This window comes from Paraburkholderia terricola, from assembly GCF_900142195.1.
Lineage (GTDB): Bacteria > Pseudomonadota > Gammaproteobacteria > Burkholderiales > Burkholderiaceae > Paraburkholderia > Paraburkholderia terricola.
Genome location: NZ_FRAB01000006.1, coordinates 76,283 through 102,395, shown reverse-complemented (window position 1 = coordinate 102,395; position 26,113 = coordinate 76,283). Strand labels below are relative to the sequence as shown.

At 63.1% G+C, this 26,113-nt stretch carries 24 protein-coding genes; 5 read left to right on the top strand and 19 right to left on the bottom strand.

The annotated features are described in order from the left end of the window. Positions 1-9: 9 nt before the first annotated feature. Positions 10-300 carry a hypothetical protein gene (locus tag BUE39_RS07420; protein ID WP_073428005.1) on the top strand — a complete coding sequence of 97 codons (291 nt, stop codon included), beginning with the start codon at positions 10-12 and terminating at the stop codon, positions 298-300. A gap of 515 nt (positions 301-815) precedes the next feature. Here the strand turns inward: BUE39_RS07420 and BUE39_RS07415 are convergent. The 4 genes from BUE39_RS07415 to guaB form a co-directional block, all read right to left on the bottom strand. Next, positions 816-2,219, bottom strand: coding sequence for a GGDEF domain-containing protein (locus tag BUE39_RS07415; protein WP_073428108.1), 1,404 nt, complete (start codon positions 2,217-2,219; stop codon positions 816-818). Between the two features lie 496 nt (positions 2,220-2,715). Then, on the bottom strand, positions 2,716-4,299 hold the full coding sequence (gene guaA, locus BUE39_RS07410; protein WP_073428004.1) for a glutamine-hydrolyzing GMP synthase: 1,584 nt from the start codon (positions 4,297-4,299) through the stop codon (positions 2,716-2,718). A gap of 200 nt (positions 4,300-4,499) precedes the next feature. Next, complete coding sequence (locus BUE39_RS07405; RefSeq protein ID WP_073428003.1) at positions 4,500-5,267, bottom strand: hypothetical protein; 768 nt, start codon at positions 5,265-5,267, stop codon at positions 4,500-4,502. A gap of 6 nt (positions 5,268-5,273) precedes the next feature. After that, the gene (guaB, locus tag BUE39_RS07400) at positions 5,274-6,734 is read right to left on the bottom strand and encodes an IMP dehydrogenase (protein WP_073428002.1); all 1,461 of its coding nucleotides are present in this window, start codon (positions 6,732-6,734) and stop codon (positions 5,274-5,276) included. A gap of 259 nt (positions 6,735-6,993) precedes the next feature. Between guaB and BUE39_RS07395 the strand changes: the two genes are divergently transcribed. Further along, complete coding sequence (locus BUE39_RS07395; RefSeq protein WP_073428001.1) at positions 6,994-7,983, top strand: DMT family transporter; 990 nt, start codon at positions 6,994-6,996, stop codon at positions 7,981-7,983. Positions 7,984-8,013: 30 nt separating this feature from the next. Here the strand turns inward: BUE39_RS07395 and BUE39_RS07390 are convergent, their stop codons facing one another. Together BUE39_RS07390 and BUE39_RS07385 are read right to left on the bottom strand one after the other, a co-directional pair. Then, on the bottom strand, positions 8,014-8,346 hold the full coding sequence (locus BUE39_RS07390) for an RnfH family protein (protein WP_073428000.1): 333 nt from the start codon (positions 8,344-8,346) through the stop codon (positions 8,014-8,016). Further along, the gene (locus BUE39_RS07385) at positions 8,343-8,780 is read right to left on the bottom strand and encodes a type II toxin-antitoxin system RatA family toxin (protein ID WP_073427999.1); all 438 of its coding nucleotides are present in this window, start codon (positions 8,778-8,780) and stop codon (positions 8,343-8,345) included. Before BUE39_RS07385 ends, BUE39_RS07390 begins: the two co-directional genes overlap by 4 nt. 100 nt (positions 8,781-8,880) lie before the next feature. Here BUE39_RS07385 and smpB point away from each other — a divergent pair, with 100 nt between their 5' ends. Continuing rightward, complete coding sequence (gene smpB, locus BUE39_RS07380) at positions 8,881-9,327, top strand: SsrA-binding protein SmpB (RefSeq protein ID WP_073427998.1); 447 nt, start codon at positions 8,881-8,883, stop codon at positions 9,325-9,327. A gap of 120 nt (positions 9,328-9,447) precedes the next feature. On the opposite strand, the gene BUE39_RS07375 is transcribed toward smpB, so the two are convergent. The 3 genes from BUE39_RS07375 to ppsA all read right to left on the bottom strand — a co-directional run bounded on the left by BUE39_RS07375 (position 9,448) and on the right by ppsA (position 13,465). Then, positions 9,448-10,380: an SPFH domain-containing protein gene (locus BUE39_RS07375; protein ID WP_073427997.1), complete on the bottom strand. Its 933-nt coding sequence runs from the start codon at positions 10,378-10,380 to the stop codon at positions 9,448-9,450. Positions 10,381-10,427: 47 nt separating this feature from the next. Next, positions 10,428-10,889, bottom strand: a complete 462-nt coding sequence (locus BUE39_RS07370) for an NfeD family protein (protein ID WP_073427996.1) — start codon at positions 10,887-10,889, stop codon at positions 10,428-10,430. Positions 10,890-11,059: 170 nt separating this feature from the next. Next, entirely contained in the window at positions 11,060-13,465 is a 2,406-nt protein-coding gene (ppsA, locus tag BUE39_RS07365) for a phosphoenolpyruvate synthase (protein ID WP_073427995.1), read from the bottom strand. 84 nt (positions 13,466-13,549) lie between these two features. Here ppsA and BUE39_RS34810 point away from each other — a divergent pair, with 84 nt between their 5' ends. Continuing rightward, positions 13,550-13,711, top strand: a complete 162-nt coding sequence (locus tag BUE39_RS34810; RefSeq protein WP_159442545.1) for a hypothetical protein — start codon at positions 13,550-13,552, stop codon at positions 13,709-13,711. Between the two features lie 281 nt (positions 13,712-13,992). Then, entirely contained in the window at positions 13,993-14,808 is an 816-nt protein-coding gene (gene ppsR, locus BUE39_RS07360) for a posphoenolpyruvate synthetase regulatory kinase/phosphorylase PpsR (protein ID WP_073427994.1), read from the top strand. Positions 14,809-14,853: 45 nt separating this feature from the next. Here the strand turns inward: ppsR and BUE39_RS07355 are convergent, their stop codons facing one another. The 10 genes from BUE39_RS07355 to BUE39_RS07310 all read right to left on the bottom strand — a co-directional run bounded on the left by BUE39_RS07355 (position 14,854) and on the right by BUE39_RS07310 (position 26,110). Then, a complete protein-coding gene (locus tag BUE39_RS07355) occupies positions 14,854-15,639 on the bottom strand; it encodes a TrmH family RNA methyltransferase (protein ID WP_073427993.1) in 786 nt (261 codons plus the stop codon). A 68-nt stretch (positions 15,640-15,707) separates the two neighbouring features. After that, a complete protein-coding gene (gene rnhB / locus BUE39_RS07350; protein ID WP_073427992.1) occupies positions 15,708-16,469 on the bottom strand; it encodes a ribonuclease HII in 762 nt (253 codons plus the stop codon). Next, a complete protein-coding gene (gene lpxB, locus BUE39_RS07345) occupies positions 16,466-17,635 on the bottom strand; it encodes a lipid-A-disaccharide synthase (RefSeq protein WP_073427991.1) in 1,170 nt (389 codons plus the stop codon). The genes rnhB and lpxB overlap by 4 nt, the downstream gene beginning before the upstream one ends. A 3-nt stretch (positions 17,636-17,638) precedes the next feature. Continuing rightward, positions 17,639-18,427, bottom strand: a complete 789-nt coding sequence (gene lpxA, locus BUE39_RS07340) for an acyl-ACP--UDP-N-acetylglucosamine O-acyltransferase (RefSeq protein WP_073427990.1) — start codon at positions 18,425-18,427, stop codon at positions 17,639-17,641. Positions 18,428-18,525: 98 nt separating this feature from the next. Beyond that, entirely contained in the window at positions 18,526-18,990 is a 465-nt protein-coding gene (fabZ, locus tag BUE39_RS07335; RefSeq protein ID WP_073427989.1) for a 3-hydroxyacyl-ACP dehydratase FabZ, read from the bottom strand. A gap of 184 nt (positions 18,991-19,174) precedes the next feature. Then, positions 19,175-20,287: a UDP-3-O-(3-hydroxymyristoyl)glucosamine N-acyltransferase gene (lpxD, locus tag BUE39_RS07330; RefSeq protein WP_073427988.1), complete on the bottom strand. Its 1,113-nt coding sequence runs from the start codon at positions 20,285-20,287 to the stop codon at positions 19,175-19,177. A 241-nt stretch (positions 20,288-20,528) separates the two neighbouring features. Beyond that, complete coding sequence (locus BUE39_RS07325; RefSeq protein ID WP_176035760.1) at positions 20,529-21,050, bottom strand: OmpH/Skp family outer membrane protein; 522 nt, start codon at positions 21,048-21,050, stop codon at positions 20,529-20,531. A 75-nt stretch (positions 21,051-21,125) separates the two neighbouring features. Continuing rightward, the gene (bamA, locus tag BUE39_RS07320) at positions 21,126-23,438 is read right to left on the bottom strand and encodes an outer membrane protein assembly factor BamA (RefSeq protein ID WP_073427986.1); all 2,313 of its coding nucleotides are present in this window, start codon (positions 23,436-23,438) and stop codon (positions 21,126-21,128) included. A 67-nt stretch (positions 23,439-23,505) separates the two neighbouring features. After that, the gene (gene rseP / locus BUE39_RS07315; RefSeq protein WP_073428107.1) at positions 23,506-24,897 is read right to left on the bottom strand and encodes an RIP metalloprotease RseP; all 1,392 of its coding nucleotides are present in this window, start codon (positions 24,895-24,897) and stop codon (positions 23,506-23,508) included. 7 nt (positions 24,898-24,904) lie between these two features. Next, positions 24,905-26,110: a 1-deoxy-D-xylulose-5-phosphate reductoisomerase gene (locus tag BUE39_RS07310; protein WP_073427985.1), complete on the bottom strand. Its 1,206-nt coding sequence runs from the start codon at positions 26,108-26,110 to the stop codon at positions 24,905-24,907. Between the last annotated feature and the right edge of the window lie 3 nt (positions 26,111-26,113).

Here is a 26,113-nt window from a genome sequence, read left to right as displayed (position 1 = left end):
GAAGGACGGATGCTCTTCGTGGTCGACAAGAGCCTGTGGGAAGGGACCGCACCCGAATCGCGCCGTCGTGGAACTGCGCGACCCGCCGGACGGATCGGTTTCAAGGCGAAGCTGCTGTGCGTCGAACACCGATGTGTCAAGGACGATGGCTTCGAAGCCGCCTTGCCGGATCTCATCAAGGACGAGTATTGCCCTAAGTCAGCTAGACCGGAATCTGGGATGCTCAAAGGCTCGATCACGACCGCTGTTTCGGGTCACGGCTCGGTTGGAGCAGGCGCTGGCGTCGGTTACAGCTGGTAAGTAATTTGCTGTATCCCGCTGCTGGGAAAGAAGCGCGACAGCAGCGGGAGAAGCGGCGGGAGAATGACATCACCACCGGGAGGAACCCGTCACAAGCTATGCTGTGCAGCCGCCGCACGCGTTCTGCAGGTGACGCCAACCTGGTCCGTACTGAGCCGTTCAACGTCACTTTGCCAGGTCTTTGCGAAGCGGTAGCAGCCCATATCTGACGGGCCTTGCGCCTACCATTCGTCCGTGAGCTATCGCCGGTGCTGTAGCACACAAAAACCTCGTCATAGCATCTCATGCCGACTGTTCGCAGTCCCCGGCCCGCGGGACCATCCGGCGATAACCGGCCAGGAGCGGTCGTCGACTCCCGCTTTCATCCGGACGGTCCGACGTCGGCTGCGCGCGGACACCGGCCCTTCAAGCGGGGACCATCTCAGCTGCAGCTATTCTGAGCCGATAACTGCGCTGATTACGGGCATGGCCGCCGTCGATTGCAAGCTGCTACAGCGATGGATAGCCAACCGCTGCTATCGTGCCACCACGCGGTTGCGGCCAGCGTGCTTGGCCTGATAGAGTCGCTCGTCGGCGACTCGCAAGAGAGTGTCGATGGTGTCGCCGTCGCGGCCGAACTCGGAGATGCCAACACTGACGGTAACGGCGACGGCCCGGCCCGTTCCAGTATGGAACTCCTCGGTAGCCACGGCACCCCGGACGCGCTCCGCGATCGAACGTGCCACGTCTAGCGCGGCTCTGGGCAGCAGCACCATAAACTCTTCGCCACCGACACGCGCCACGCCGTCATAGGGGCGAATGGCCTTCAGGCATTTCTGCACGAATCGCTGCAACACCTCGTCCCCCACCTGATGGCCGTAGTTGTCGTTGATCAATTTGAAGTGGTCGAGATCCAGCGCCAGCAGTGAGAACGGCGCACCGCCTCGCCTGGCTCGTGCGATTTCCGCCTCTACCTGTTGAATAAACTCGCGCCGGTTCGCGGCACCCGTCAGCGGATCGGTCGCGGCGAGTTGCTCGAGCTTGTGATTGGTGCGTTGGAGCTCCTGCAGCGCGTTTTCCGTGCGTGCCATCGCCTCGGCGAGGCGAGCCATCAGTTCTTCCTGGGTGTAGATCGTCGAAAAGGCCCGCGTTGTGCGAAACGCCTGAACGACGCCGTAACTCAGCAGGAAAAATCCAGCGGCGAAGATCGCGTGCGCGAGCCACCACATGTGATTCCAGGGCTTGCCGAGAATGAACGCGAGCGACGCAAGCGCGAAGGAGGTGATCGAGATGCCGTAGATCACCATTAGCGGCGAGCGAATGCGACGCAGCATCAGCGCCATGACGTTCAGTGTCGAGAAGACGAGCGCCCCGCCCTCCATCGAGAGCCGCACGGCGAGGCTGCCCGCAATGGGCGAGGTCGCAATGAGTCCGACGAGCAGGTCGATCAGGACGAACACGGCGACCCACGCCAGCCACGGGCGTGGCTTTGAGCGCCGCTCGACCGCGTCCGGCGGGCGGTGATACGAGAGAAGCCCGACCAGCAGCAGCACCGACATCACCAGGCGCGATGCCGGTCCGTAGAGCAGGAATAGCCAGATATGATGGTGAGCCATGCCGGTGAACGCGCCGTGTAGCGCATAGACCAGCACGAAGCCCATAAAGCCTAACGTCAGCCACCGCAACAGTGGTTCACCCGACGACAGATAACAACGCCATGTCACATAGGTGACAAACAGCCCCTCGAGCGTCGCCGCTGCGATCGCGATTTCGTGGAACGCGTGGCTTTCGAACTTCAGGCCCGGGTCTTGAAAGAACGCCAGATAAGCGATCAGGAAGGCCGGAACGAGCGCAAAACCAATGACGAGCAAACCCGAGTAGACCTTGGTCACGGTCCCGATGATGCGGGGCGGCTCTTCGAATGAGAAAGTCGTACTCATGTGCCCGTCTCCGGCAATATTGCTGTGGTTTTTCGCGTCGCCGAGCGATTGACGCGTGAACGGCCGCCCCGGACACGGCACCATACGGTCGTACAGAGACACGCACACCGCGCAGCGGATTACCCTCAGGCAATTGCAAGTATATGCGTCAGGTTACATCTGACAAGACGTCCAATGATGCAACCCGATAATCCGGATTTTGATGGCTCGCCTAATAGCAAGACGACAAGGAGTATGGCGGCAGTTGCCAGCGAGGAGCCGTTCGAAGCGCATCGCTGACCGTCTCTTTATGGCCGGCGCCCGGGTGACGGTCGCCAGCCGCCATGGCTTGCGCGACCTGCTTTCAACGCATCGCGTCCCGGGCAACTCTCCATGCGCCGTGCATGGATGTCTCTGTTGTTGCGATGCGGTGGGCGATGACGACCCAGTTGGTGCGATGGGTGTGCCGACGCGGGCTCACCGCTGCGCATGGCGATAGTCCTAGAAAGACGTCAATTCACTCCCACTCGATCGTCGCCGGCGGCTTCCCCGAAATGTCATAAACAACCCGGTTGATCCCGCGCACTTCATTGATGATCCGGTTCGACACATGCCCCAGCAGCTCATGCGGCAGATGCGCCCAATGCGCGGTCATGAAATCGAGCGTTTGCACCGCGCGCAGCGCCACCACGTACTCATAAGTCCGCCCGTCGCCCATCACACCGACACTCTTCACCGGCAGAAACACCGCGAACGCCTGGCTCGTCAGGTCGTACCAGGACTTGCCGGTTTCCTTGTCGATGAAAGTCCGCAGCGTCTCGATGAAAATCGCGTCCGCGCGACGCAACAGGTCCGCAAAATCGCGCTTCACTTCGCCGAGAATCCGCACGCCCAGACCCGGGCCCGGGAACGGATGGCGATATACCATCGCGGGCGGCAAACCGAGCTTCACGCCGAGTTCGCGCACTTCGTCCTTGAACAGTTCGCGCAGCGGCTCCAGCAGCTTCAGATTCAGCGTCTCAGGCAGGCCGCCCACGTTGTGGTGGCTCTTGATGGTTTGCGTCGCCTTCTTGCCCTTGCCGGCCGATTCGATCACGTCCGGATAGATCGTGCCTTGCGCCAGCCACTTGGCGTCGGTGAGCCTGCCGGCCTCGGCCTGGAACACCTCGACGAACTCCGCGCCGATGATCTTGCGCTTCGCTTCCGGATCGCTCACGCCGGCGAGCTTTCTCAGGAACACATCGCTGGCGTCCACGTGAATCACCTTCACGCCGAGGTGATCGGCGAACGTCGCCATCACCTGCTCCGCTTCGTTCAGGCGCAACAGGCCGTGATCGACGAACACGCAGGTCAGTTGATCGCCGATCGCGCGATGCAGCAGCGCCGCCGCCACCGACGAATCCACGCCGCCCGACAGCCCCAGGATCACGTGTTCGTTGCCGACCTGCTCGCGAATCTTCGCGACGGCTTCGTCGATGTAATGGCCCATTTCCCAATCGGGCCTGGCGCCGCAAATCCGCAGCACGAAGCGCTCGAGCATCGCGCGGCCCTGCACGGTGTGCGTGACTTCCGGATGCCATTGCAAGCCGTAGAAATGGCGCTTTTCGTCGGCCATCGCCGCGATTGGGCACGATTCCGTCGACGCCATCAGCGCGAAGCCCGGCGGCATTTCCAGTACCTTGTCGCCGTGGCTCATCCACACCTTCAGCATGCCGTGACCTTCCGGCGTGGTGAAGTCGCTGATGCCCTCGAGCAGGCTCGTATGGTTGCGCGCGCGCACTTCGGCATAGCCGAACTCGCGCAGGTGGCCGATGTCGACCTTGCCGCCCAGTTGCTCGGCCATTGCCTGCATGCCGTAGCAGATGCCGAGCACCGGCACGCCGAGTTCGAACACCGCTTGCGGCACGCGCGGCGTGTCCGTTTCGGTGACCGAGCTCGGGCCGCCGGACAGGATCACGCCCTTCGGCGCGAAATCGCGAATGAACGACGCGTCGACGTCGTACGGATGAATTTCCGAGTACACGTTGGCTTCGCGAACGCGACGTGCAATCAGTTGGGTGACTTGCGAACCGAAGTCGAGAATCAGGATCTTGTCATGCATGGCAGCGGACGGAGTCAAAAGTGAACGGATACGGAATGCCGCGCACGAGGCGCGGCGTTGAATTCAAAGCGGTCCACGTGGGAACGGTCGAGCATGAAACGTAACGATGATGCGCGCTGGCGTGGCCGGCGCCGCAGGCAGTGATTTGCGGCACGCGCGAACGAATCCGGTAGCTTCGAAGGACGGGGCGGTCCGGCGCCTCAGCCATGAAACGGCGGGCGGGGCGCACCCGGCGCGTCGGCGGCGGCGTTGCGGGCCTCGTCGCGTGCGCTCGTAGCCTCGGAACTGGCGGCCCTCGCTGCATGTTCAGCGCGTACAGCACGCTCGGCCGCAGGCCTACCCGGTTCGTCGACCGCTGGATCGACCGGCGCACCCGTAGCCGGACTCACCGGCCGCGTAGCCGGCATGACCGGCTCGATCACCGGCTCCGCACGGTAGACCGGAAAGCCCGCCGTGACGGGAGCGGCCCCGCTCCCGGGTTCGCGTTTGTAGGCGGCGTCTTTCGCGGCATCTTTCGCCGCTTGGCGCTCGGCGCGCTCGGCAGCGGCGGCTTCAGCCAAGCGCGCCTTTTCACGCCGCCGCACCGCGCTCGATAAACGCACGCCGCCCAGGCCGATCACCAGCAGCACCACACCCGTCAGCACCGCCACGATCTGCCCGAAACCGGTCAGCGACGGCGTATGCAAACCGAGCAGCCAGACTAGCATCAGCACGCCGGTCAACCAGTTCACGTGCCCGACGACTCTCGCGACACTCGAAGTGAGCGCCCCGTCGATCGACGCGTGCAAGGCCAGCCAGCCGAGCCCGATCAGCGCCACGCCAAACCCCTGGCCGACCAGAGCCGGCTGGGTTTGCACCAGAAGCAGCGCGTTGTACAACGAAGTCCAGGGCGTCAGCACGAACAGCAGGCCGAACGCAAGCAACAGCAACGCATCGAGGATGAGTACAGCACGCAGCAATGGCTTCATTGGCGTTTAGTCCACGTGATAGTTGGGCGCTTCCTTGGTGATCTGCACGTCGTGCACATGCGACTCGCGCAAGCCCGCGCCCGTGATCTGCACGAACTCGGCCTTCTCGTTCATCTCCGCGATGGTGCGGCAACCGCAGTAGCCCATGCTGGCGCGCACGCCGCCGATCAACTGGAACAGGATCGCGTTGACCGAACCCTTGTAGGCGACGCGGCCCTCGATACCTTCCGGCACCAGCTTGTCGATGTTCGCGGAGTTGTCCTGGAAGTAGCGGTCCGCCGCGCCGTCCTTCATCGCGCCGACCGAGCCCATGCCGCGGTAGGACTTGTACTGACGGCCCTGGAACAGGAAGACGTCGCCCGGCGCTTCTTCGGTGCCGGCGAACATGCTGCCCATCATCACCGCGTTCGCGCCCGCTGCTAGCGCCTTGCTGACGTCGCCCGAGAAGCGCACGCCGCCGTCGGCGATGACCGGCACGCCGGTGCCCTTCAGCGCTTCCGACACGTTGGCGATCGCCGTGACCTGCGGCACGCCCACGCCCGCCACGATGCGTGTCGTACAGATCGAACCGGGGCCGATACCGACCTTCACGCCGTCGGCGCCGTATTCGACCAGCGCCCTGGCCGCCGCCGCGGTGGCGATGTTGCCGCCGATCACCTCGACGTGCGGGAAGTTCTGCTTGACCCACTTGACGCGCTCGAGCACGCCCTTGCTGTGGCCGTGCGCCGTATCGACGACGATCACGTCGACACCCGCCTGCGCCAGCAGCGCGATGCGCTCCTCGTTGTCTTCGCCCACGCCGACCGCCGCGCCCGCGCGCAGCTTGCCGTGTTCGTCCTTACAGGCGTCCGGGTGTTCGGTTTGCTTGGTGATGTCCTTCACCGTCATCAGGCCGCGCAGTTCGAACGCTTCGTTGATGACCAGCACGCGCTCGAGGCGGTGGCTGTGCATCAGCGCCTTGGCTTCGGCGAGCGGCGTGCCTTCCTTGACGGTGACGAGGCGCTCGCGCGGCGTCATGATGCTGCGCACCGGTTCGTCCAGGCGCTCCTCGAAGCGCAAGTCGCGGTTCGTGACGATACCGACCAGTTGCGCGCCCTCGACCACCGGGAAACCGGAAATGCCATGCTGGCGCGACAGCGCGATCACGTCGCGCACTTTCATCTGCGGCGGCACCGTGATCGGATCACGCACGACGCCCGATTCGAAGCGCTTGACCTTGGCGACTTCACGCGCCTGCTCGGCCGGCGTGAGATTCTTGTGGATGATGCCCACGCCACCCATTTGCGCCATCGCGATCGCAAGGCGTGCTTCGGTGACCGTGTCCATGGCGGCGGACACGAGCGGCATATTCAGGGAAATATTGCGGGTCAGCCGGGTCTTGAGGCTGGTGTCGCGCGGCAGAACATCGGAGTAGGCCGGGACGAGGAGCACGTCATCGAACGTGAGTGCTGTTTGGATCAGACGCATGGCAAATCCTATAGGCGCAAAAGCGAATTATACGCGATACCTCCTGGTTTTCACTGCACGAACAGCAGCTTAGCGAGTTTCCGCCGATTTTTTTCGTGACTTTGGGCGCGGCGATTTCGCCTTGCTGTTCGGCTCGGGTTCGATCGGGTTTCGTTTGCGCGTTCGGGCGCATCGGCGCCGAATGCAGAATTGAACAAGACGCCCCGCCGCCACCGGGCTATTCTGCCGACCATTCGAGTCTTTCCGGCAGGGGTAGTCGATGCAGCGCGGTGTGGCATATGGAGTGATGGCTGGAGCCTTATGGGGCATGGTGTTTCTGGTGCCGCGCGTGCTGCCCGACTTTTCGCCGCTGCTGCTCTCTGCCGGGCGCTACACGATGTATGGCCTCGTCTCGCTGGCCGCCGCGCTGCCGGTAATGCGCTCGCTCGTCACGCGCCTCACTCGCGAGGATCTCGGCGCGCTCGTCAAGCTCGCAGTGGTCGGCAACCTGCTCTACTACCTGCTGCTGACAGCGGCCGTCCATCTGATTGGCATCGCGCCGGCGTCGCTGATCGTCGGCGTGCTGCCCGTCACGGTCACGCTGCTCGGCCGGCGCGATCGCGGCGCGGTGCCGCTCGCCCGCCTCGCATGGCCGCTCGCGATGGTGATGGCGGGCATCGGCTGCATCAATGTCGACGTGTTCACGGTCGCGGACGGCACGCCGGCGAGCGTCGCCACCAGGCTCATCGGACTCGCCTGCGCAGTCGGCGCGCTGGGATGCTGGACGTGGTTCGCGGTCGAAAACACCCGCTACCTGCAGCGTCAGACGCATTTCAGCGGCAACGAATGGTCGGTGCTGTGGGGCGTGGTGACGGGTGCGCTCGGCGCGGCGCTGTGGCTCGTGATCGGCGTGCTGCCGTCGGACGGCCTGCAAGGCGAACTCGCGGACGGCCGCTGGCATACCTTCTGGATGCTGAATCTCGGGCTTGCCGTCGGCGCGTCGTGGCTCGGCAACGGGCTGTGGAACGCCGCGTCGAAACGACTGCCGCTGACGCTCTCGGGTCAGATGATCGTGTTCGAGACGCTGTTCGCGCTGCTCTACGCGTTCATTTACGATCAGCGCCTGCCGCGTCCGCTGGAAATCGCGGCGATTTTGCTGCTGGTGGCGGGGGTCTGCTGGTCGGTGCGCCAGCATGCGGATGATGATTCGTCCGGGGCGGCGTCGCTTGGGGACAAGGCGCGGGACGAGGCAAGGATCGCGGCGCCTTGAGGCGGGGCGCGGCAGGCGCCGCGGACCGGTCTAACGCGAATCCTTGTTCTGCCAGCGGCGGCCCTCGATCGAGCCCGCCTTGCGCGTCTTTTCGACGCGCCGTTGACGCGACACCTTCGGATCCACCAGCAGCGGCCGGTAAATCTCGACGCGATCGTGGTCGGCAAGCACCGTATCGAGCGGCTTGAGTTTGCCGAACACGCCGACTTTCTGCGTGTCGAGATCGATCCGCGGGTAGCGTTGCAGGATGCCGCTCGCCTCGATCGCCTGCCGCAGCGTCGCGCCCCGCGGCAAATCAACCGCGATCAGCGTCTGCTCAGTGGCGCTCGCGTAGCAGACTTCGATCGACAGCCGCGCGCTCATGCCTTACCGTAGCGCTGGTCGGCGCGCTTCACGAACGATTCGACGAAGGTATTGGCGATGTGATTGAACACCGGTCCGATGATCTTCTCGAGAATGATGTTGGTGAATTCGTAGTGCAGCGCGAATTCGATCTTGCAGGCGTCGGCGCGCAACGGCGTGAAGCGCCAGAAACCGGTGAATTTGCGAAACGGGCCGTCCGCGAATTCCATATCGATGCGTGTGGGCCGCTCCATGCTGTTACGCGTGGCGAAATGCTGCTTGATGCCCTTGAAGTTGATATCGATCTTCGCCTCCATGCCGGTTTCGTCCTGGCGGCGGATTTCGACGCCTCCGCACCAGGGCAGGAAGTTGGGGTAATCGGCGACGTCGGTAACGAGGTCGAACATCTGTTCCGCCGAATGGCGGATCAACACGGTTTTCTGGACATCTGCCATAAATTGAACAGCACGTGGCAAGGGTGGACAAGCGCCGCGGGCTTTCCTTGCCCCGCTTTGCTAAAATCGTGATTTTAAACGAGTTGGGCACTTTCCATTCATGAGCATCATCGACAACAGAAAAGCCTTCTACGACTACTCGGTCGAAGAACGCTATGAAGCAGGGCTCGTGCTCGAAGGATGGGAGGTCAAGGCGCTACGCGCCGGGCGCGGCCAGATCAAGGAGGGTTATGTCGTTATCCGCAATAACGAACTGTTCCTGATCGGCACGCACATCAGCCCGCTGCCCGAAGCCTCGACCCACATCCACCCGGACCCCGTGCGCACGCGCAAGCTGCTTCTGCACAGCGAGGAGATCAGCAAGCTGATCGGCAAGGTCGAGCAGCGCGGCTACACGCTCGTGCCGCTGAACTTCCACTACAAGGGCGGCCGCGTCAAATGCGAAATCGGTCTCGCCAAGGGTAAGAAGCAGCACGACAAACGCGAAACCGAGAAGAAACGCGATTGGGAGCGCGAGAAGGCGCGCCTGATGCGCTCGCCGAGCTGATCCAGGCTTGACGACGGGCGCCACAAGCAGGCGCTCAATGAAAAATGGCCCGCACACCGCGCGGGCCATTCTTTTTTCTGCGGACCAAGCCGTGCACTGACAGGCTCACCCGCGACGAACTCACCGCACGTCGGTCGCGCCCTTGCCTTTGTTCACGATGGTCAGCGCCGAGGCGATCATCGAACTCATATCCGACATATTGCCCGGCACGATCAGCGTCGTGCCCTGCTTCGCCAGGTTCGCGAACGCGTTCACGTATTGTTCCGCCACCTTGAGGTTCACCGCCTCCATCCCGCCATTCGACTGGATTGCCGCCGCGATCTTCTGAATCGCCTGCGAATTGGCTTCGGCCACCGCCAGGATCGCCGCCGCCTGGCCTTGCGCCTGGTTGATCGCGGCCTGCCGTTCGCCTTCGGACTTCTGGATCGACGCTTCACGGCCGCCCGAGGCGATGTTGATCTGCTCCTGCTTGCGCCCTTCGGACGCCGCGATCAGCGCGCGCTTCTCGCGCTCGGCGGTGATCTGCGCCTGCATCGCGTGAAGAATCTCCTTGGGCGGCGTGAGGTCCTTGATTTCATAGCGCAACACCTTGACGCCCCAGTTCGCCGCGGCCTGATCCAGCGACGACACGATGCTGTGGTTGATGAAGTCGCGCTCCTCGAACGTCTTGTCGAGCTCCAGCTTGCCGATCACGGAGCGCAGCGTGGTCTGCGACAACTGCGTGATCGCGAACACGAAGTTGCTCGACCCGTACGAGGCCTTCATCGGATCGGTAACCTGAAAATACAGCACGCCATCCACCTGCAACTGCGTGTTGTCACGCGTGATGCAGACCTGGCTCGGCACTTCGAGCGGAATCTCCTTGAGGATGTGCTTGTACGCGATCCGGTCGACGAAGGGAAACGCGAAGCTCAAGCCCGGCGTCAGCGTGCGGTGATAGCGGCCGAGCCGCTCCAGCACCCACGCATGCTGTTGCGGCACGATCTTGATGGTCTGCGCCGCCAGCACGATCACGATGACTAAAAACACCGCCCCGATGATGGTCGAATCCATTAATGTCCTCCGGTTCTTGTTCGAATCGTTGTGTGCATTGCAAACGTTCAGGTCGCCGTCGCCTTTTGCTTGCGCCTCGCATGCGGGCTCGCCACGACGATCAGACAACTGCCGCGCAGCTCCGTGATCTCGTAGACCTGCGCGTCTTCCGGCTCGCCCGCGGCCAGTTCGACGTCCCATGCCGCGCCGCGATAATCGACGCGCGCCCGGCGCTCGTGCCACGCCGGCACGCTCAGCGTCTGACCGATGTCCAGATTGACGTCCGGGTTCTTCGACGCCTCCTTGCGCGTTCTGCGGCCAAAACCGGAGCGCCGGAGCAACAGCACCGCGGCGAGCGCCACGCCGGCCGCCAGCGCGAACTGCGCGTCGGCGGCGGCGCCCATGAGGTGCGCGATGGCAGCCGCCACAAAGCCCAACGCGATCATGAGCAGATAGAACGTGCCGCTGATCAGTTCCAGCACGACAAGCACACCCGCCCCGACCCACCAGAACCATCCCGCTGGCGCCACGTCGACCTCCACAAAGCAAAACACCCCGGATCTACCGGGGTGTTTATAGCACGAAGCGGGTGCATTTTACCGAGCGGTGCAATAAGCTTTAACAGGCGCCTGACACGCGCTCGGCCGGGTGCGCCGCTCGCCCTGCATGCCGCCTGAAAACGGCATGCATGGCGCGCACTTTACTTCTTCGACGACTTCGCCAGTTGCTGCCACGTCTCGATGATCGTGTCCGGGTTCAGCGAGATCGACTTGATGCCCTCATCGGTCAGCCATTGCGCGAAGTCCGGATGATCCGACGGACCCTGGCCGCAAATACCGACGTATTTGTCGAGGCGCAGGCAGGTGTCAATCGCGCGCTTGAGCATGAACTTGACCGCCGGATCGCGTTCGTCGAAATCGACCGCCAGCAGTTCCATGCCGGAGTCGCGGTCGAGGCCGAGCGTGAGCTGCGTGAGATCGTTCGAACCGATCGAGAAACCGTCGAAGAATTGCAGGAATTCCTCGGCGAGAATCGCGTTCGACGGCACTTCGCACATCATGATCAGGCGCAAGCCGTTTTCGCCGCGCTTGAGGCCGTACTTCGCGAGCAGCCCCACCACGCGTTCCGCCTGCTTCAGCGTGCGCACGAACGGCACCATGATCTCGACGTTGTCGAGGCCCATTTCTTCACGCACCTTCTTCAGCGCGATGCATTCCATCTGGAACGCTTCGGCGAAGTCGTCGGCGATGTAGCGCGACGCGCCGCGGAAGCCCAGCATCGGGTTTTCTTCGTCCGGCTCGTAGCGCGAACCGCCGATCAGCTTCTTGTACTCGTTCGACTTGAAGTCCGACAGACGCACGATGACGGGCTTCGGATAGAACGCCGCGGCAATCGTCGCGATGCCTTCGGTCAGCTTGTCGACGTAGAACGCGCGCGGCGATGCATGACCGCGCGCCACGCTTTCGACAGCCTTCTTCAAGTCCTGATCGATGTTCGGATACTCGAGAATCGCCTTCGGATGAACGCCGATATTGTTGTTGATGATGAACTCGAGCCGCGCGAGCCCCACGCCAGCGTTCGGCAGTTGCGAAAAGTCGAAGGCCAGTTGCGGATTGCCGACGTTCATCATGATCTTCACCGGGATCGGCGGCAGTTCGCCGCGCTGCACTTCGGTGATTTCGGTTTCCAGCAGGCCGTCGTAGATCTTGCCTTCGTCGCCTTCCGAGCACGACACGGTGACGAGCGCGCCTTCCTTCAGCACGTCGGTGGCGTCGCCGCAGCCGACCACGGCCGGCACGCCCAGCTCACGCGCGATGATGGCCGCGTGGCAGGTCCGCCCGCCACGATTCGTGACGATCGCGGATGCGCGCTTCATCACCGGCTCCCAGTTCGGGTCGGTCATGTCGGCGACCAGCACGTCGCCCGGCTGCACGCGGTCCATTTCCGACGGATCGTGAATCACGCGCACCGGACCCGCGCCGATCTTCTGGCCGATCGCGCGGCCGGTTGCCAGCACGTTCGATTGACCCTTCAGCTTGAAGCGCTGCTCGGCCTTGCCCGTGGCCTGGCTCTTCACCGTTTCCGGACGCGCCTGCAGAATGAAGATCTTGCCGTCGCGGCCGTCCTTGCCCCACTCGATGTCCATCGGACGCTGGTAGTGCTTTTCGATGATGACGGCGTACTTCGCGAGTTCGATGACGTCTTCGTCGGTGATCGAGAAGCGGTTGCGCTGCTCGTGCGGCACGTCCACGGTCTTCACGCGGCCTTCTTCGCCGGCCTTCGTGAATTCCATCTTGATCAGCTTCGAGCCGATCGAGCGGCGGATGATCGGGTACTTGCCTTGGGCGAGCGTGGTCTTGTAGACGTAGAACTCGTCCGGATTGACCGCGCCCTGCACCACCGTTTCGCCCAGACCGTAGCTCGACGTGATGAAGACGGCGTCCTTGAAGCCCGATTCCGTATCCAGCGTGAACATCACGCCCGCTGCGCCGACGTCCGAGCGCACCATGCGCTGCACGCCCGCCGACAACGCGACTTCGGCGTGAGTAAAACCCTTGTGGACGCGATAGGAGATAGCGCGGTCGTTATATAGCGACGCGAACACGTGCTTCATGCGATCGAGCACGTCGTCGATGCCGACCACGTTGAGGTAGCTTTCCTGCTGACCCGCGAACGATGCGTCCGGCAAGTCTTCAGCCGTGGCCGACGAACGCACGGCGAACGAGAGCTCTTCGGGCGAGCTGTTTTGCAGGGTGTCGAAACCCGCGCGGATATCAGCCTCGAGCTGCGGCTGCAGCGGCGCGTCGACGATCCATTGACGGATCTCCTTGCCCGCTTCGGCGAGTGCCTTCACGTCGTCGACGTCGAGCGTTTCGAGACGTTTGGCGATGCGTTCGGTCAGATTGTTGTGATGCAGGAAGTCACGGAAAGCCAGCGCCGTGGTGGCAAAACCGGTCGGCACACGCACGCCGGCTTCAGCGAGCTGACTGATCATCTCGCCAAGCGACGCGTTCTTGCCGCCGACAATCTCCACATCGGTCATCCGCAACTGTTCGAACGGAACTACATACGCCTTGTCCTTTGCGACGGTAACTGCGTTAGTCATACAAGCCCCTAAGTGTGAAAGAAATTCACGGCTGTGCAAGTGGGCTTGAACGCGAGACGCTCATTGGAAGCGTGACCTCGCGTCTTGCACAACCTGTTGGAGAAGCAATCGCTGCAAGTTGCCGAGGGGCGCTCGAAACACCAGATGCACGACGTAGAAGACGATTGGACGAATTTACCGATCGATCCGCCCTATTCGGCGCAGGTTACGGCCGAAAGCAAGGCGTTGACCGGCTATTCGCGGTAAGTTAGGCGCCAATCGCCTGCAATTGCTTATCCAACAGGTTGCCGCTATTCTACCGTGCCGACTCTCAAAATGTGACAGTCGGCCGAGAATTGCGCCTCGAACCGCGTCCTGGACCGGCCGGCGGGCTTTGCGAGGCCCCGTTGCCATCCGGGAGCGATTGCGGTGCCCACGGCGCGCTGCATCGACGCCGCTGCAGTTTCCGGTCAGCCACCGTGCAGCGAACTCAACGCAGCGATGTTTCCTTCGAGCGCTCATTTCCGCTCACGTTCCCAGCCCCACTGATGCCGCCCACCGTATTCATCGTCTCCGACGGTACCGGGATCACTGCCGAAACTTTCGCGCATTCGATCCTCTCCCAGTTCGACCAGAAATTCCGCCTGGTTCGCGTGCCTTTCGTCGACTCGACGGAAAAGGCATATGCCACGCTCGAAAAGATCAACGAAGCGATCCAGCAGGACGGCCGCCGTCCGATCGTCTTCACGACGCTGGTGGACAGCGCGTCGAATCAGATCGTCAAAGGCTCGAACGCGCTCGTGCTCGACATGTTCCAGACCTTCGTCGAGCCGCTCGAACAGGAACTGGAGCTGAAATCGAGTCACGCGATGGGTCGCGGCCACCAGAACGCGGACACTGAGGAATACAAGAATCGCATCGAGGCGATCAATTTCTCGCTCGCCCACGACGACGGTCAATCGAATCGCAATCTCGCCGACGCCGACGTGATCCTGGTCGGCGTATCGCGTAGCGGCAAGACGCCGACGAGCCTCTATCTCGCCATGCAGTACGGCGTGAAAGCGGCGAATTATCCGTTGATTCCCGAAGATTTCGAGCGCGGCAAGCTGCCTACGCCGCTATTGGCGCATCGGCAGAAGATGTTTGGTTTGTCGATCGATCCGCAGCGGCTCTCGGAGATCCGCAACGAGCGCCGGCCGGGCAGCAAGTACGCCGCGCCGGAAAACTGCCGTTACGAGATCAACGAAGCGGAAGCGATGATGCGGCGCGAAGGCATCAAGTGGTTGTCGTCGACGCATAAGTCGATCGAGGAGATCGCGACCACGATCCTGCAGGAGATCAAGCTCGAGCGATCGGCTTATTGATCGCTCGGTTGCGCCTGAAATGCGCGCGGCGCCGGGATTCCCGGCTCACGCGCGGCCGCGCTGCTGCCGGCACTGTTCGAACACGCAGACAGCCGCCGCAGCCGCCACATTCAGCGACTCCATGCCGCCTGGCTGCGGAATCGTCACCCGCAACGAGACCGCGTCGCGCCATGCCTGCGAGACGCCCGCCCCCTCGTTGCCGAACACCCAGGCAAGCGGTCCGCTCAGATCGCAGTCGTAGATCGCCTCGGCACCGTGCGAATCCGTGATCACGACGGGTATCGCAAGACGCTCGATCAGCGCTTGCGCTTCCACGTCTTCGTGAATCTGCAACAGGAAGTGCGCGCCCATGCCCGAGCGCAGTACTTTCGACGACCACGCGTACGCCGTGCCGGGCGCACAAAATACCTGTTGAATGCCGGCGGCCGCCGCGCTGCGCAGAATCGAGCCGACGTTGCCGGCGTCCTGCACGCCGTCGAGCACGAGGCAGGTTTGCGCGACCTTTTCCGGCAAAGGCGTATCGAGCTTCTCGACCAGCAGCAGAATGCCGACGCCGTGCACGACATTCGACAGTTGCCCGAACAACGCATCCGGCAGCGTGACAAGGCGATGCTCGTCGACGCGCGACACGATCGCCTGCGCTTCGTCATGGCGCAGCGCGCCATCCGTGACGATGCACAGTTCCGGCTGCCCGGCGACGTCGAGATAGGCGCTTGCGAGATGAAACCCTTCGAGCAGCGCGTGGCCGCCGCGACGCTGCTGATGCGTCGAACCGGCCAGTGCTTTCAGGCGCTTGTAGAGCGGATTGTCCCGCGAGGTGATGGCTTTCACAGGCAGCGAAGACAGTAAGGATGAGCGATTAGCGGGCGACGTGCTGGCCACGCCCACGAGTTGGTCGATTACGCGCCGCTGCGTTCACCGAAAGCGTCGTCGTCGAGCAGGGCATCATCGTCGAGCATGGCGGGCAGGATGACGTCGCCCGCCGGCAGCGGCACACCCGTGCCGAAGCGCAGATGCGCTTCGCGCACCGGCGCGAACGAGCGCCGGTGATGCTCGCACGGCCCGTGCTCGCGCAGCGCCGCGAGATGCTGCGGCGTGCTGTAGCCGACATGGGCGTTGAAGCCGTAGACCGGATACGTTTGGTGCAATTCGAGCAGCATGCGGTCACGCGTGACCTTGGCAAGAATCGACGCCGCCGAAATGCATTTGACGAGCGCGTCGCCGCCGATCACCGCTTCGCTGCGAATGCTCAGCGTCGGACAGCGATTGCCGTCGATCTTGACGAGCGTCGGCGCGACCGACAGGCCCTCCACGGCGCGCTTCATCGCCAGCATGGTGGCGTGCAGAATGTTCAGCGTATCGATTTCCTCGACCGTTGCCGAAGCGATGCAGTAAGCGAGCGCCCGATCGACGATCTTGTCGTACAGTTCCTCGCGCTTTTTGGCGGTGAGGACCTTGGAATCGTCGAGGCCGCGGATCATCGGTTTGGACGGGTCGAAAATCACCGCCGCCGCGACGACCGGACCGGCTAGCGGTCCACGCCCTGCTTCGTCGACGCCGCAGACGATGTCGTCCGGCGTCTCGAAGTTCAGGCCGATCTGCTCCGCCGCCGCGCCTGCAACGGTCGCAGCCTTGCGGCGCGGTGCGCGTGATTGGGTCACGACCGCCCCTTGCGCTGTTCGATGACGCTCGCCACGACTTCCGCCGCACGCTGCGCCGTGTTCTGCTTCAGCACGTGATGCATCTCCGTGAAGATTTCCGTCAGCGTGCGCCGGTTGGACTCGTCGCGCAACTGTTTCAACGTGGCTTCGGCAAGCGCTTGCGGCGTGGCGAAGTGCTGAAGAATTTCCGGGACCACGAAACGCCCCGCCAGAATGTTCGGCAACCCGACATACGGCAGATAGCCCTGGCGGCGCATGATCTGGCCGGTCAGCCAGGGCACCTTGTACGAGATCACCATCGGTTTCTTCAGCAACGCCGCTTCGAGCGTCACTGTGCCGCTTTTCACGAGGATCGCGTCTGCCGCCGTCATTGCGAGCTGCGCCTGGCCGTCAGTGATCGTGAGCGCGAGACCGGGGTGCGCATCCACCAGTGGCCGCAGCATCTCGCGCAGTGCCGGTGTGGCCGCCGGCATCACGAAACGCAGGCCCGGTTCCTGGTGCTGCATCATTTCCATCGCGGCGAAGAAGGTCGGGCCGATCAGATCGATTTCCGAGCGACGGCTGCCTGGCAGCACCGCAATGATCGGCCCGCTTTCCGCAAGACCCAGCGTGCGGCGCGCGCCGAGCGTATCGGGTTCGAGCGGGATTTCGTCGGCGAGCGGATGGCCCACGTACGATGCCGCGACGCCCGCCTTCTCCAGCAGCGCCGTTTCGAACGGAAACACGCACAGCATGTGATCGACCGCTTTGGCGATCTTCCTGATGCGCCCGCCCCGCCACGCCCAGATCGACGGGCAGACGAAGTGGACGGTCGGAATGCCCGCCTCGCGCAACGGATGCTCGAGGCCGAAATTGAAATCGGGCGCATCCACGCCGACGAACACCGCCGGCGGCTCGGCCAGCAGCTGGCGCTTCAGTTCGTTGCGGACGGCGAGAATGCCGGGAATATGCCGCAGCGCTTCGACATAGCCGCGCACGCTGAGTTTTTCCATCGGCCAGTGGGCGTCGAAACCCGTGGCGATCATGCGCGGTCCGCCGATCCCATAGTACTGGGTGGCGGCCGGCAGACGGCTCGCGAGGCCGTCGAGCAGCGAGGCCGCCAGCAGGTCGCCGGATGGCTCGCCCGCCACCATCGCGACGCGCAGCGGATTCGGTTGCAATGCCATCGGTTAGCGGATGATGCCGCGTTGCGACGCTTCGACGAACGCGAGCAGCGTTTGCACCGGCGCGTCGCCATCGCCACCCGCGGACGCGAGTTCGCGCAACTGCACCTTCGCCTCTTCCAGCGACAGGCCGTTCTTGTACAGCACGCGGTACGCCGTGCGCAGCGCGGAAATCGCATCCGGCGAGAAGCCGCGGCGACGCAAGCCCTCGACGTTGATGCCGTGCGGCTCAGCCTTGTTGCCGGCGGCGATCACGAACGGCGGAATGTCTTGCACCAGCGCCGAGGCGCCGCCCAGCATCGAATGCTCGCCGATCCGGACGAACTGATGTACGCCCGACATGCCGCCGACGATCGCGTGGTCGCCAATGGTGACGTGACCCGCCATCTGCGCGTTGCTCGACAGAATGACGTTGCTGCCGACGTGGCAATCGTGGCCGATGTGCACGTAGGCCATGATCCAGTTGTCGTCGCCGAGCGTGGTGACGCCCGCGTCCTGCACCGTGCCGGTGTGGATCGTGGTGAACTCGCGGATCGTGTTGCGGTTGCCGATGACGAGTCGGGTCGGCTCGTCCTTGTACTTCATGTCCTGCGGACGGCCGCCGACCGATGCGTAGTGACCGATCCGGTTGTCCTCGCCGAGCGTGGTATGACCTTCGATCACGCTATGCGAACCGACCGTGGTCCGGGCGCCGATCGTCACATGTGCGCCGATCACGGCATACGGTCCGATTTCGACGGATTCGTCGAGTTGCGCGCCCGGTTCGACGATCGCAGTGGGATGAATCCTGCTCATGCGTCCTCGCTTCTGATTCTGTTGCGTTGTCTGGATGGGCCCGGCCGGGAGCGGCGAGGCTGATAGCCGCGCCAGCCGTTCACCGCCGGGACGCCGACTCAGGCGTCTTTATCCGTATGCCGCACCGCGCACATCAGGTCGGCTTCCGCCGCCACGGCGCCATCCACTTCGGCGCGCGCCTTGAACTTCCAGATGCCGCGCATATGGCGCTCGAACGTGCAGTTCAGGATCAACTGGTCGCCCGGTTCCACCACGCGCTTGAAGCGTGCATTGTCGATACCGACGAATAGATACAGTGTGTTCGCCGGATCGCTCGGTTCTTCCGAAAACGTCAGCAGCGCTGCCGTTTGCGCGAGCGCCTCGAGTATCAGCACGCCCGGCATCACCGGACGCGTGGGGAAATGCCCCTGAAAATACGGCTCATTGATCGACACGTTCTTCAACGCTTTGATGCTCTTGTGCGGCTCGAGTTCGAGCACCCGGTCGACCAGCAGGAACGGGTAACGATGCGGCAGCAGCGTGAGAATCTTGTGGATGTCGAGATTGATTTTTTCGGTGCTCATGGTGTTTCTGCTCACGCATTGACTGCGCGATGATGACTGCGGATGCTGGTGCAGGTGGGTTAGTAACGCATGCTGCCGGCGCTTGCCGTGACCCGGCGGCCATGCCACCCGGTCACGGCAACCGACGTTGCTTCCTGATGCTCGCCCGCTATTTTACGCGGTGCCGGCGGCTGCCCCTGATATCTCAGGCTTTCTCGCTCGCGGAATTGCCCGGCGCATTGCCCGCCGCGCTGTCCAGCTTATCAGCGGCGGCGTTTTCGAGTGCCTTGATGCGGTCGCGAAGTTTGTCGATATTGCGCAGCAAAGCCGCGCTCCGGTTCCAGTCTGCATGGTTCACAGCCGGGAACGCGCTGGTGTACACACCCGGCTTCAACAAGGACTTCGACACGCCCGACTTCGCCGTGACGACCACGTGATCGGCCAGCGTGACATGCCCGGCAATTCCGACCGCGCCGCCGATCATGCAATGACGGCCGATCGTGGTGCTGCCGGCGATCCCCGCGCAGCCTGCGATCACGGTATAGGCGCCAACCTTGCAGTTGTGGCCGATCTGGACGAGGTTGTCGATCTTCACGCATTCCTCGATGATCGTGTCGGCCATTGCGCCACGGTCGATCGTAGTGTTCGCGCCGATTTCCACGTCTGCCGCGATCGAGACGCCGCCGACCTGCGGAATTTTCACCCAGCTGCCGGTACGCGCATCGCCTTCACCGACAAAATCCGGCGCGAAGCCGAAACCGTCCGAGCCGATTACCGCGCCCGCGTGCACGATCACGCGCTCGCCGAGCGTGCAGCCGTGGTACACCGAGACATTCGGATACAGGTGCGAGCCCGCACCGATCCTGGTGCCGCGGCCGATCACGACGTTGGCGTCCAGCCGCACGTTTTCGCCGATCACCGCGCCTGCTTCCACGGTGACATGCGGACCGATCACCGCGCTCGCGGCGATCTGCGCCGACGGATCGATCGTGGCACTGGGATGCACGCCCGGCACCGCCTTCGGCGAGGCGAGATCGATGAAAGTTTGCGCGACGCGCGCGAAGTAAGCGTACGGATTCGGTGTGACGATGAAGTTACGAGCGTCGCGGGAGGCGAGCTTCGCGAGGTCGTCGGCGTTGATCAACACCGCGCCCGCACGGGTCGTCTCGACCTGCGACAGGTACTTCGGATTGGCGAGGAACGCCAGCTGGTCCGGGCCTGCCTGGTCGAGCGGCGCCAGACTGCCGACGCGCTGCGAACCATCTCCGACTACTTCACCGCCGAACCGTTGGACGATGTCCTCGAGCGTAAATGCCATGCCTACTCTGTCTCCTGTGTCGGTTGGAGTTAGCGCTTTAGCGCTTACTCCAACCCCATGCAACATGCGCGTCGATTGGAGTTAGCGCTTTAGCGCTTACTCCAACCCCATGCAACATGCGCGTCGATTGGAGTTGGCGCTTCAGCGCTTACTCCAATCCCATGCAACATCCTTGCTGCAGTTCGTTGCAACCTGTCTGTTTCGCGATCCGGCGTACGCGCCGGTGGCCGGGTGACCGCCTTCAGTTGCCCGAGGCCGCCAATGCCTTCAGCACCTGATCGGTGATGTCGATGCGCGGACTCACGTACACCGCTTCCTGAACGATCAGGTCGTAATGTTGCTGTTCGGCGATCTGCTTGATCACCTTGTTCGCCCGGTCGAGCACCGCAGCCAGTTCCTCGTTGCGGCGCTGGTTCAGGTCCTCGCGAAACTCGCGTTGCTTGCGCTGGAAGTCCGTGTCCAATTGCGACAGGTCGCGCTGCTTCTGCGCGCGATCGGCCGGCGACATCGACGCGCCGTTCTTGTCGAGCGAATCGGACATCGACTTGAGTTTTTGCGCCATGTCGGCAAGATCCTTGTCACGCTTGGCGAACTCGGCCTCGAGCTTGATCTGCGCGGTCTTGGCGGCAGCGGATTCACGCAGGATCCGGTCGGAATTCACTGCGGCGATCCTGGCTTCCTGCGCGTGCGCTACCCCGACGCCCAGCGTCATTGCCAGCGCCAGCGCGCATGCCACACGTTTCGAAAACATACCGGTTAGCAAAGTCATCCTCTCGATACTGTAGTTTGGCCGGCAGCCCGTCACCCGATCGCGGGCCACCGAGCGCCGGCCGCCGGATCAGAATGCCGTTCCGATCTGGAACTGGAACTTCTGATACTGGTCGCCGGTGTGCTTCGTGAGCGGGAAGCCCAGGCTCAGCTTGAGCGGGCCGATCGGCGAGATCCACGCGAGACCGACACCATAGCCGTAGCGCAGACCGTTCGCGCCATTCGACGTCGCAGCGGTGCTTGCGTCGGCCCACACGTTGCCTGCATCGAGGAACGTGAAGACGCGCAACGTGCGGTCGTAGCCGGTGCCCGGCAGCGGGAAAGTCAACTCGATGTTCCCCACCAGCAGCTTGGAGCCGCCGATCGGATCGCCCGTGGATGCGTCGCGCGGACCGAGCGAGCTCGGCTCGTAGCCTCGAACCGAACCGATACCGCCGGCGTAGTAGTTCTTGAAGATCGGATAAGGCTTGCCGCCCATGCCTTTACCATAGCCGCCCTGGAAGTTGAAGCCCAGCACGAAGCCGCGCGCAAACGAGTAATAGTACTGCGCGTTGATGTCGGCCTTGTAGTATTGCGTGCCGCCGATCGGCGTGCCGTATTCGGCGTTCGCCTGCGTGAAATAACCGCGGCTCGGCACGAGCGCGCTGTCACGGGCGTCGCGCGACCAGCCGACCGTGATCGGCACGTTGTTCGACACACGGCCAAAGTCTTTGACGTATTCCTTGTAGGACGCCGGCGTGTTCGAGTCCACGTCCAACTGGTTCTGTTCGAGGCCGGCACCGAAGTACACCGTGTCGACTTCGGAGAACGGAATGCCGAACTTCAGGTCGCCGCCGATCGTGACGATCTTGAAGCTCGAATCCGTGGAGTAGTACAGCGGCTGATACGTACGATAGTAGACGTCGGTAATGCGCTTGATGCCGTCCACCGTGAAGTACGGGTCGACCTGCGTGACCGTCAACGTACGGTACGTCTTTGCGGTGTTGACGTTCACCGCGAGACTCGTGCCCGAACCGAACACGTTGTCTTGCGACACGCCCGCCGAGAGCACGACCTTGTCGGTCGACGAAAAGCCCGCGCCCAGCGTGATCGCGCCGGTCGGCTTTTCGGCCACCTTGACGTCCACGTCGACCTGGTCCGGCGTGCCTTCGACCGGAATCGTGGTCACGTCGACATCGGTGAAGTAGCCCAGACGGTTGATCCGGTCCTTCGACAGCGCGAGACGATTGGAGTCGAACCACGAGCTTTCGAGTTGGCGCATTTCACGGCGCACCACTTCATCTCGCGTACGCGTGTTGCCGACCACGTTGATGCGGCGCACGTATACGCGGCGGCTCGGGTCCACCTGCAGCGTCAGGTCTACCTTGTGGTTGGTCTGATCGATCTGCGGCTGCGCATTGACGGTGGCGAACGCATAGCCGTATTCGCCGAGCTTGTCGACGATGGCCTTGGTGCTGGCTTGCAGTTTCTCGGCCGAGAAGCGCTCACCCGGTTTGATCTTGATGAGCTTGTTCAGCTCGGCCTCGCGGTCGAGCAGATTGCCGGCCAGCTTGATGTTCGAAATCGTGTACGGCTCGCCTTCGTGCAGCGTGACCGTCAGATACATGTCCTTCTTGTCCGGCGTGATCGACACCTGGGTCGACTCGATGTTGAACTCGAGGTAGCCGCGATTCAGGTAATACGAGCGGACGTTTTCGAGGTCGCCGGTGAGCTTGTCTTTCGCATACAGATCGTTCTTCGTGTACCACGAGAACCAGTTCGGCGTGGACAACTGCATTTCGTCGCGCAGCGTACCGGTGCTGAACGCCTTGTTGCCGATGAAGTTGATCTGGCGGATCTTCGCGCTCGGACCTTCGGCCACCGAGAACAGCACCGACACGCGGTTGCGGTCGATCGGCGTGATGGTGGTGGTGACTTCGGCGGCGTAGTAGCCGCGCGTCAGGTACTGGCGCTTGAGTTCCTGCTCGGCCTTGTCGACCAGCGCCTTGTCGTAGTAGCGGCCTTGGGACAACCCGACGGCACGCAGCGCCTTGGTCAGGTTTTCCTTGTCGAACTCGTGAATGCCGGAGAAATCGATCGTGCCGATGGCCGGGCGTTCCAGCACCTGCACGATGACGACATTGCCTTCGGTCGCGATCTTGACGTCGTTGAAAAAACCCGTGGCGTACAGTGCGCGAATGGCTTCGGAAGCCTTGTCGTCGCTGAAGGTGTCGCCTTGCTTGATGGGCAGGTACGCGAACACGGTGCCGGGTTCGACGCGTTGCAATCCCTCGATCCGAATGTCTTGCACCACGAAGGGCGACGTTGCGTGAGCAACCAGCCCATGCGCGGCGAACGCCGCGGCTATAACCGTCTTTGGAACAAAGCGATGAGGTTTAAACAACGTGCTTCCCCAGTGTGTATAGCTGCATCAGGTCAGACGGTCGCCATCGTGAACGCCGCCGGACACTTTAAAAATGGATTAAACGAGCCAGATCGTTGAACAGCGCAATCGCCGACAACGCGACGATGCAGGCGAGCCCCGCCCTCTGAAAAACGAGTTGCCAGCGATCGGAGACAACTTTGCCGGTCACAGCTTCAACCAAATAATATAACAGATGCCCCCCGTCCAATACCGGAATCGGTAACAAGTTCAGTACGCCGAGGCTAATACTGACAAGGGCCAGGAACGACAGAAACGCAGAAGGACCTAGACGTGCGCTCTTTCCTGCGTAATCGGCGATCGTCACGGGACCCGAAAGATTTTTCAGCGAGGCCTCGCCGACGATCATCCTGCCGAACATCCGCACCGAATAAACCGCGAGATCCCAGGTACGGCGCGCGCCGAGTTGCAGGCTCTCGATAGGCCCGTAATGCACGTCGATCGACGGCACCTGGGTGGACAGTTCCGCGCCGATGCGGCCGATCTGCTGCCCCGTCGCGTCGTCACGCTGCGCTTGCGGAACGATGCGAATCTCTGCGAGTTTGCCCGCCGCCGCGCCGGCACCGCCACGCTCCACTTGCAGCGTCATCGGCTTGCCGGCGTGCGATTTTACATAGGCGATGAAGGCCGTGGCATTGTCGGTCGACATGCCGTCGACGGAACGCAGACGGTCGCCCGCCGTCAGACCGGCCTGTTGCGCCGCGCTGCCGGGTTGCACCCCCGCCACCGTCAGCTTGCCGCCGCCCGGCTCGAAACCGAGATGCGACATGAAGTCGTCATCGACGTCTTTCTCGGTGATGCCGCGCAGATCGAGCTGAAACTCGGACGTGCCGTGCGCATCTTTCGCGCTCAGCACGACGCGCTTGTGATCGAACGCGGCACCTAGCAGCTTCCAGCGCAGATCAGACCATGAACGCACCGGTTCCGATTCGCCGGCGTTCTCGGTACGCGCCGCGACGATGGTTTCGCCTCCGTCGAAGCCGGCCATTGCCGCCGGTGTATTCGACGCCGGCGCCGCGACCACGGCCGCCGGCTCGGTTACGCCCGTGGCGAACACGAGCGCGAACAGTACGATGGCAAGCAGGAAATTGGCGACCGGCCCGGCCGCGACGATCGCGAAGCGACGCCCCACCGACTGCCGGTTGAACGCATGCGGCAATGCTTCCGCGGGAATCGGCGCACCGCCGGTTTCGCGCTCGTCGAGCATCTTGACGTAGCCGCCGAGCGGCAAGGCCGCAATGGTCCACTCGGTGCCCGTCTTTGGACTTACCCATTGGAACAGCGGCTTGCCGAAACCGATCGAAAAGCGCAGCACCTTGACGCCGCACAGGCGCGCCACACTGTAATGCCCGTACTCGTGAACCACCACGAGTACGCCAATCGCGACCGCGAAAGCCAGCAGTTCGATTAGCAGATTCATGAGCGCCTCACTGGACGGCGCGTTCCGTACGACGTGCGCCGTCGGGCAGGCGCGCGATGAGTTCGGCAGCGGAGCGACGCGCGGCGGCATCCGCTTCGATCACGTCCTCGAGCACGTGCGCGCTGCGGTTCGGCAGCGCATTGAGTACCGCCTCGACCACTTCCGCGATCTTCATGAAACCGATCTGGCGCGACAGGAACGCTTCAACGGCGATTTCGTTCGCGGCATTCAACGCCGCGCTGGCCACCCCGCCCGCGGCCAACGCCTTCATGGCGAGCGCGAGACACGGAAAGCGGGCGTAATCCGGTTTTTCGAACGACAGCGATGCGATTTCCGCGAGATCGAGTTGAGCGACGCCCGAATCCACGCGATCCGGAAACGCCAGCGCGTGCGCGATCGGCGTGCGCATGTCGGGGTTGCCGAGTTGCGCGAGCACCGAGCCGTCGGCGTAAGAAACGAGCGAGTGAATCACGCTTTGCGGATGGATCAGCACGTCGATGCGCTCGCCCGGCAAGCCGAACAGCCAGTGCGCCTCGATCACTTCGAGGCCCTTGTTCATCATCGTGGCCGAGTCGACCGAAATCTTGCGGCCCATCACCCAGTTCGGATGCTTGCAGGCCTCTTCCGGCGTAATGTTGGCGAGCGTGGCCGGTTCACGCGTGCGGAAGGGTCCGCCCGAGGCCGTCAGAATGATCTTGGAGACCCCGCCATGCAACGCGGCTTCGCGCGGCAGGCATTGGAAAATCGCGTTGTGTTCGCTGTCGACCGGCAGCAGGACGGCGCCGTTGTCGCGCACTGCGTCCATGAAGATCGCGCCGGACATCACCAGCGCTTCCTTATTGGCGAGCAGAATGCGCTTGCCGGCACGCGCGGCGGCGAGACTGGGCGCGAGGCCGGCCGCGCCGACGATCGCCGCGACCACCGTGTCGCAGCCGTCGCTCTTCGACACGTCGACGAGCGCCTGCGGTCCGTACGTCACCTCGGTCTTGCAACCCGCGGCGCGCAGTTTCGCGGCGACGCGCGCGGCCGTGTCGGCGTCGCCGACCACCGCGACTTCCGGCTGAAAGCGCAGGCATTGCTCGGCGAGCTTGTCGCCGTTGCGATGCGCGCTGAGCGCGTAAACCGAAAAGCGCTCGGGATGACGCGCGACGACGTCGAGCGTGCTGTCTCCAATCGAGCCCGTGGAACCGAGCAATGTCAGACGTTTTTGCATATC

What these genes read in the sequence shown, in the direction of transcription:
- lpxA (WP_073427990.1), bottom strand. Translation starts at nt 18,427, where the DNA reads ATGAGCAGGATTCATCCCACTGCGATCGTCGAACCGGGCGCGCAACTC.
- BUE39_RS07375 (WP_073427997.1), bottom strand. Translation starts at nt 10,380, where the DNA reads ATGGATTCGACCATCATCGGGGCGGTGTTTTTAGTCATCGTGATCGTG.
- BUE39_RS07390 (WP_073428000.1), bottom strand. Translation starts at nt 8,346, where the DNA reads ATGAGCGCGCGGCTGTCGATCGAAGTCTGCTACGCGAGCGCCACTGAG.
- rseP (WP_073428107.1), bottom strand. Translation starts at nt 24,897, where the DNA reads ATGAATCTGCTAATCGAACTGCTGGCTTTCGCGGTCGCGATTGGCGTA.
- BUE39_RS07385 (WP_073427999.1), bottom strand. Translation starts at nt 8,780, where the DNA reads ATGGCAGATGTCCAGAAAACCGTGTTGATCCGCCATTCGGCGGAACAG.
- BUE39_RS07420 (WP_073428005.1), top strand. Translation starts at nt 10, where the DNA reads ATGCTCTTCGTGGTCGACAAGAGCCTGTGGGAAGGGACCGCACCCGAA.
- BUE39_RS07415 (WP_073428108.1), bottom strand. Translation starts at nt 2,219, where the DNA reads ATGAGTACGACTTTCTCATTCGAAGAGCCGCCCCGCATCATCGGGACC.
- fabZ (WP_073427989.1), bottom strand. Translation starts at nt 18,990, where the DNA reads ATGAGCACCGAAAAAATCAATCTCGACATCCACAAGATTCTCACGCTG.
- guaA (WP_073428004.1), bottom strand. Translation starts at nt 4,299, where the DNA reads ATGCATGACAAGATCCTGATTCTCGACTTCGGTTCGCAAGTCACCCAA.
- ppsA (WP_073427995.1), bottom strand. Translation starts at nt 13,465, where the DNA reads ATGACTAACGCAGTTACCGTCGCAAAGGACAAGGCGTATGTAGTTCCG.
- BUE39_RS07310 (WP_073427985.1), bottom strand. Translation starts at nt 26,110, where the DNA reads ATGCAAAAACGTCTGACATTGCTCGGTTCCACGGGCTCGATTGGAGAC.
- guaB (WP_073428002.1), bottom strand. Translation starts at nt 6,734, where the DNA reads ATGCGTCTGATCCAAACAGCACTCACGTTCGATGACGTGCTCCTCGTC.
- lpxB (WP_073427991.1), bottom strand. Translation starts at nt 17,635, where the DNA reads ATGGCATTGCAACCGAATCCGCTGCGCGTCGCGATGGTGGCGGGCGAG.
- lpxD (WP_073427988.1), bottom strand. Translation starts at nt 20,287, where the DNA reads ATGGCATTTACGCTCGAGGACATCGTCCAACGGTTCGGCGGTGAAGTA.
- BUE39_RS07405 (WP_073428003.1), bottom strand. Translation starts at nt 5,267, where the DNA reads ATGAAGCCATTGCTGCGTGCTGTACTCATCCTCGATGCGTTGCTGTTG.
- smpB (WP_073427998.1), top strand. Translation starts at nt 8,881, where the DNA reads ATGAGCATCATCGACAACAGAAAAGCCTTCTACGACTACTCGGTCGAA.
- BUE39_RS07395 (WP_073428001.1), top strand. Translation starts at nt 6,994, where the DNA reads ATGCAGCGCGGTGTGGCATATGGAGTGATGGCTGGAGCCTTATGGGGC.
- ppsR (WP_073427994.1), top strand. Translation starts at nt 13,993, where the DNA reads ATGCCGCCCACCGTATTCATCGTCTCCGACGGTACCGGGATCACTGCC.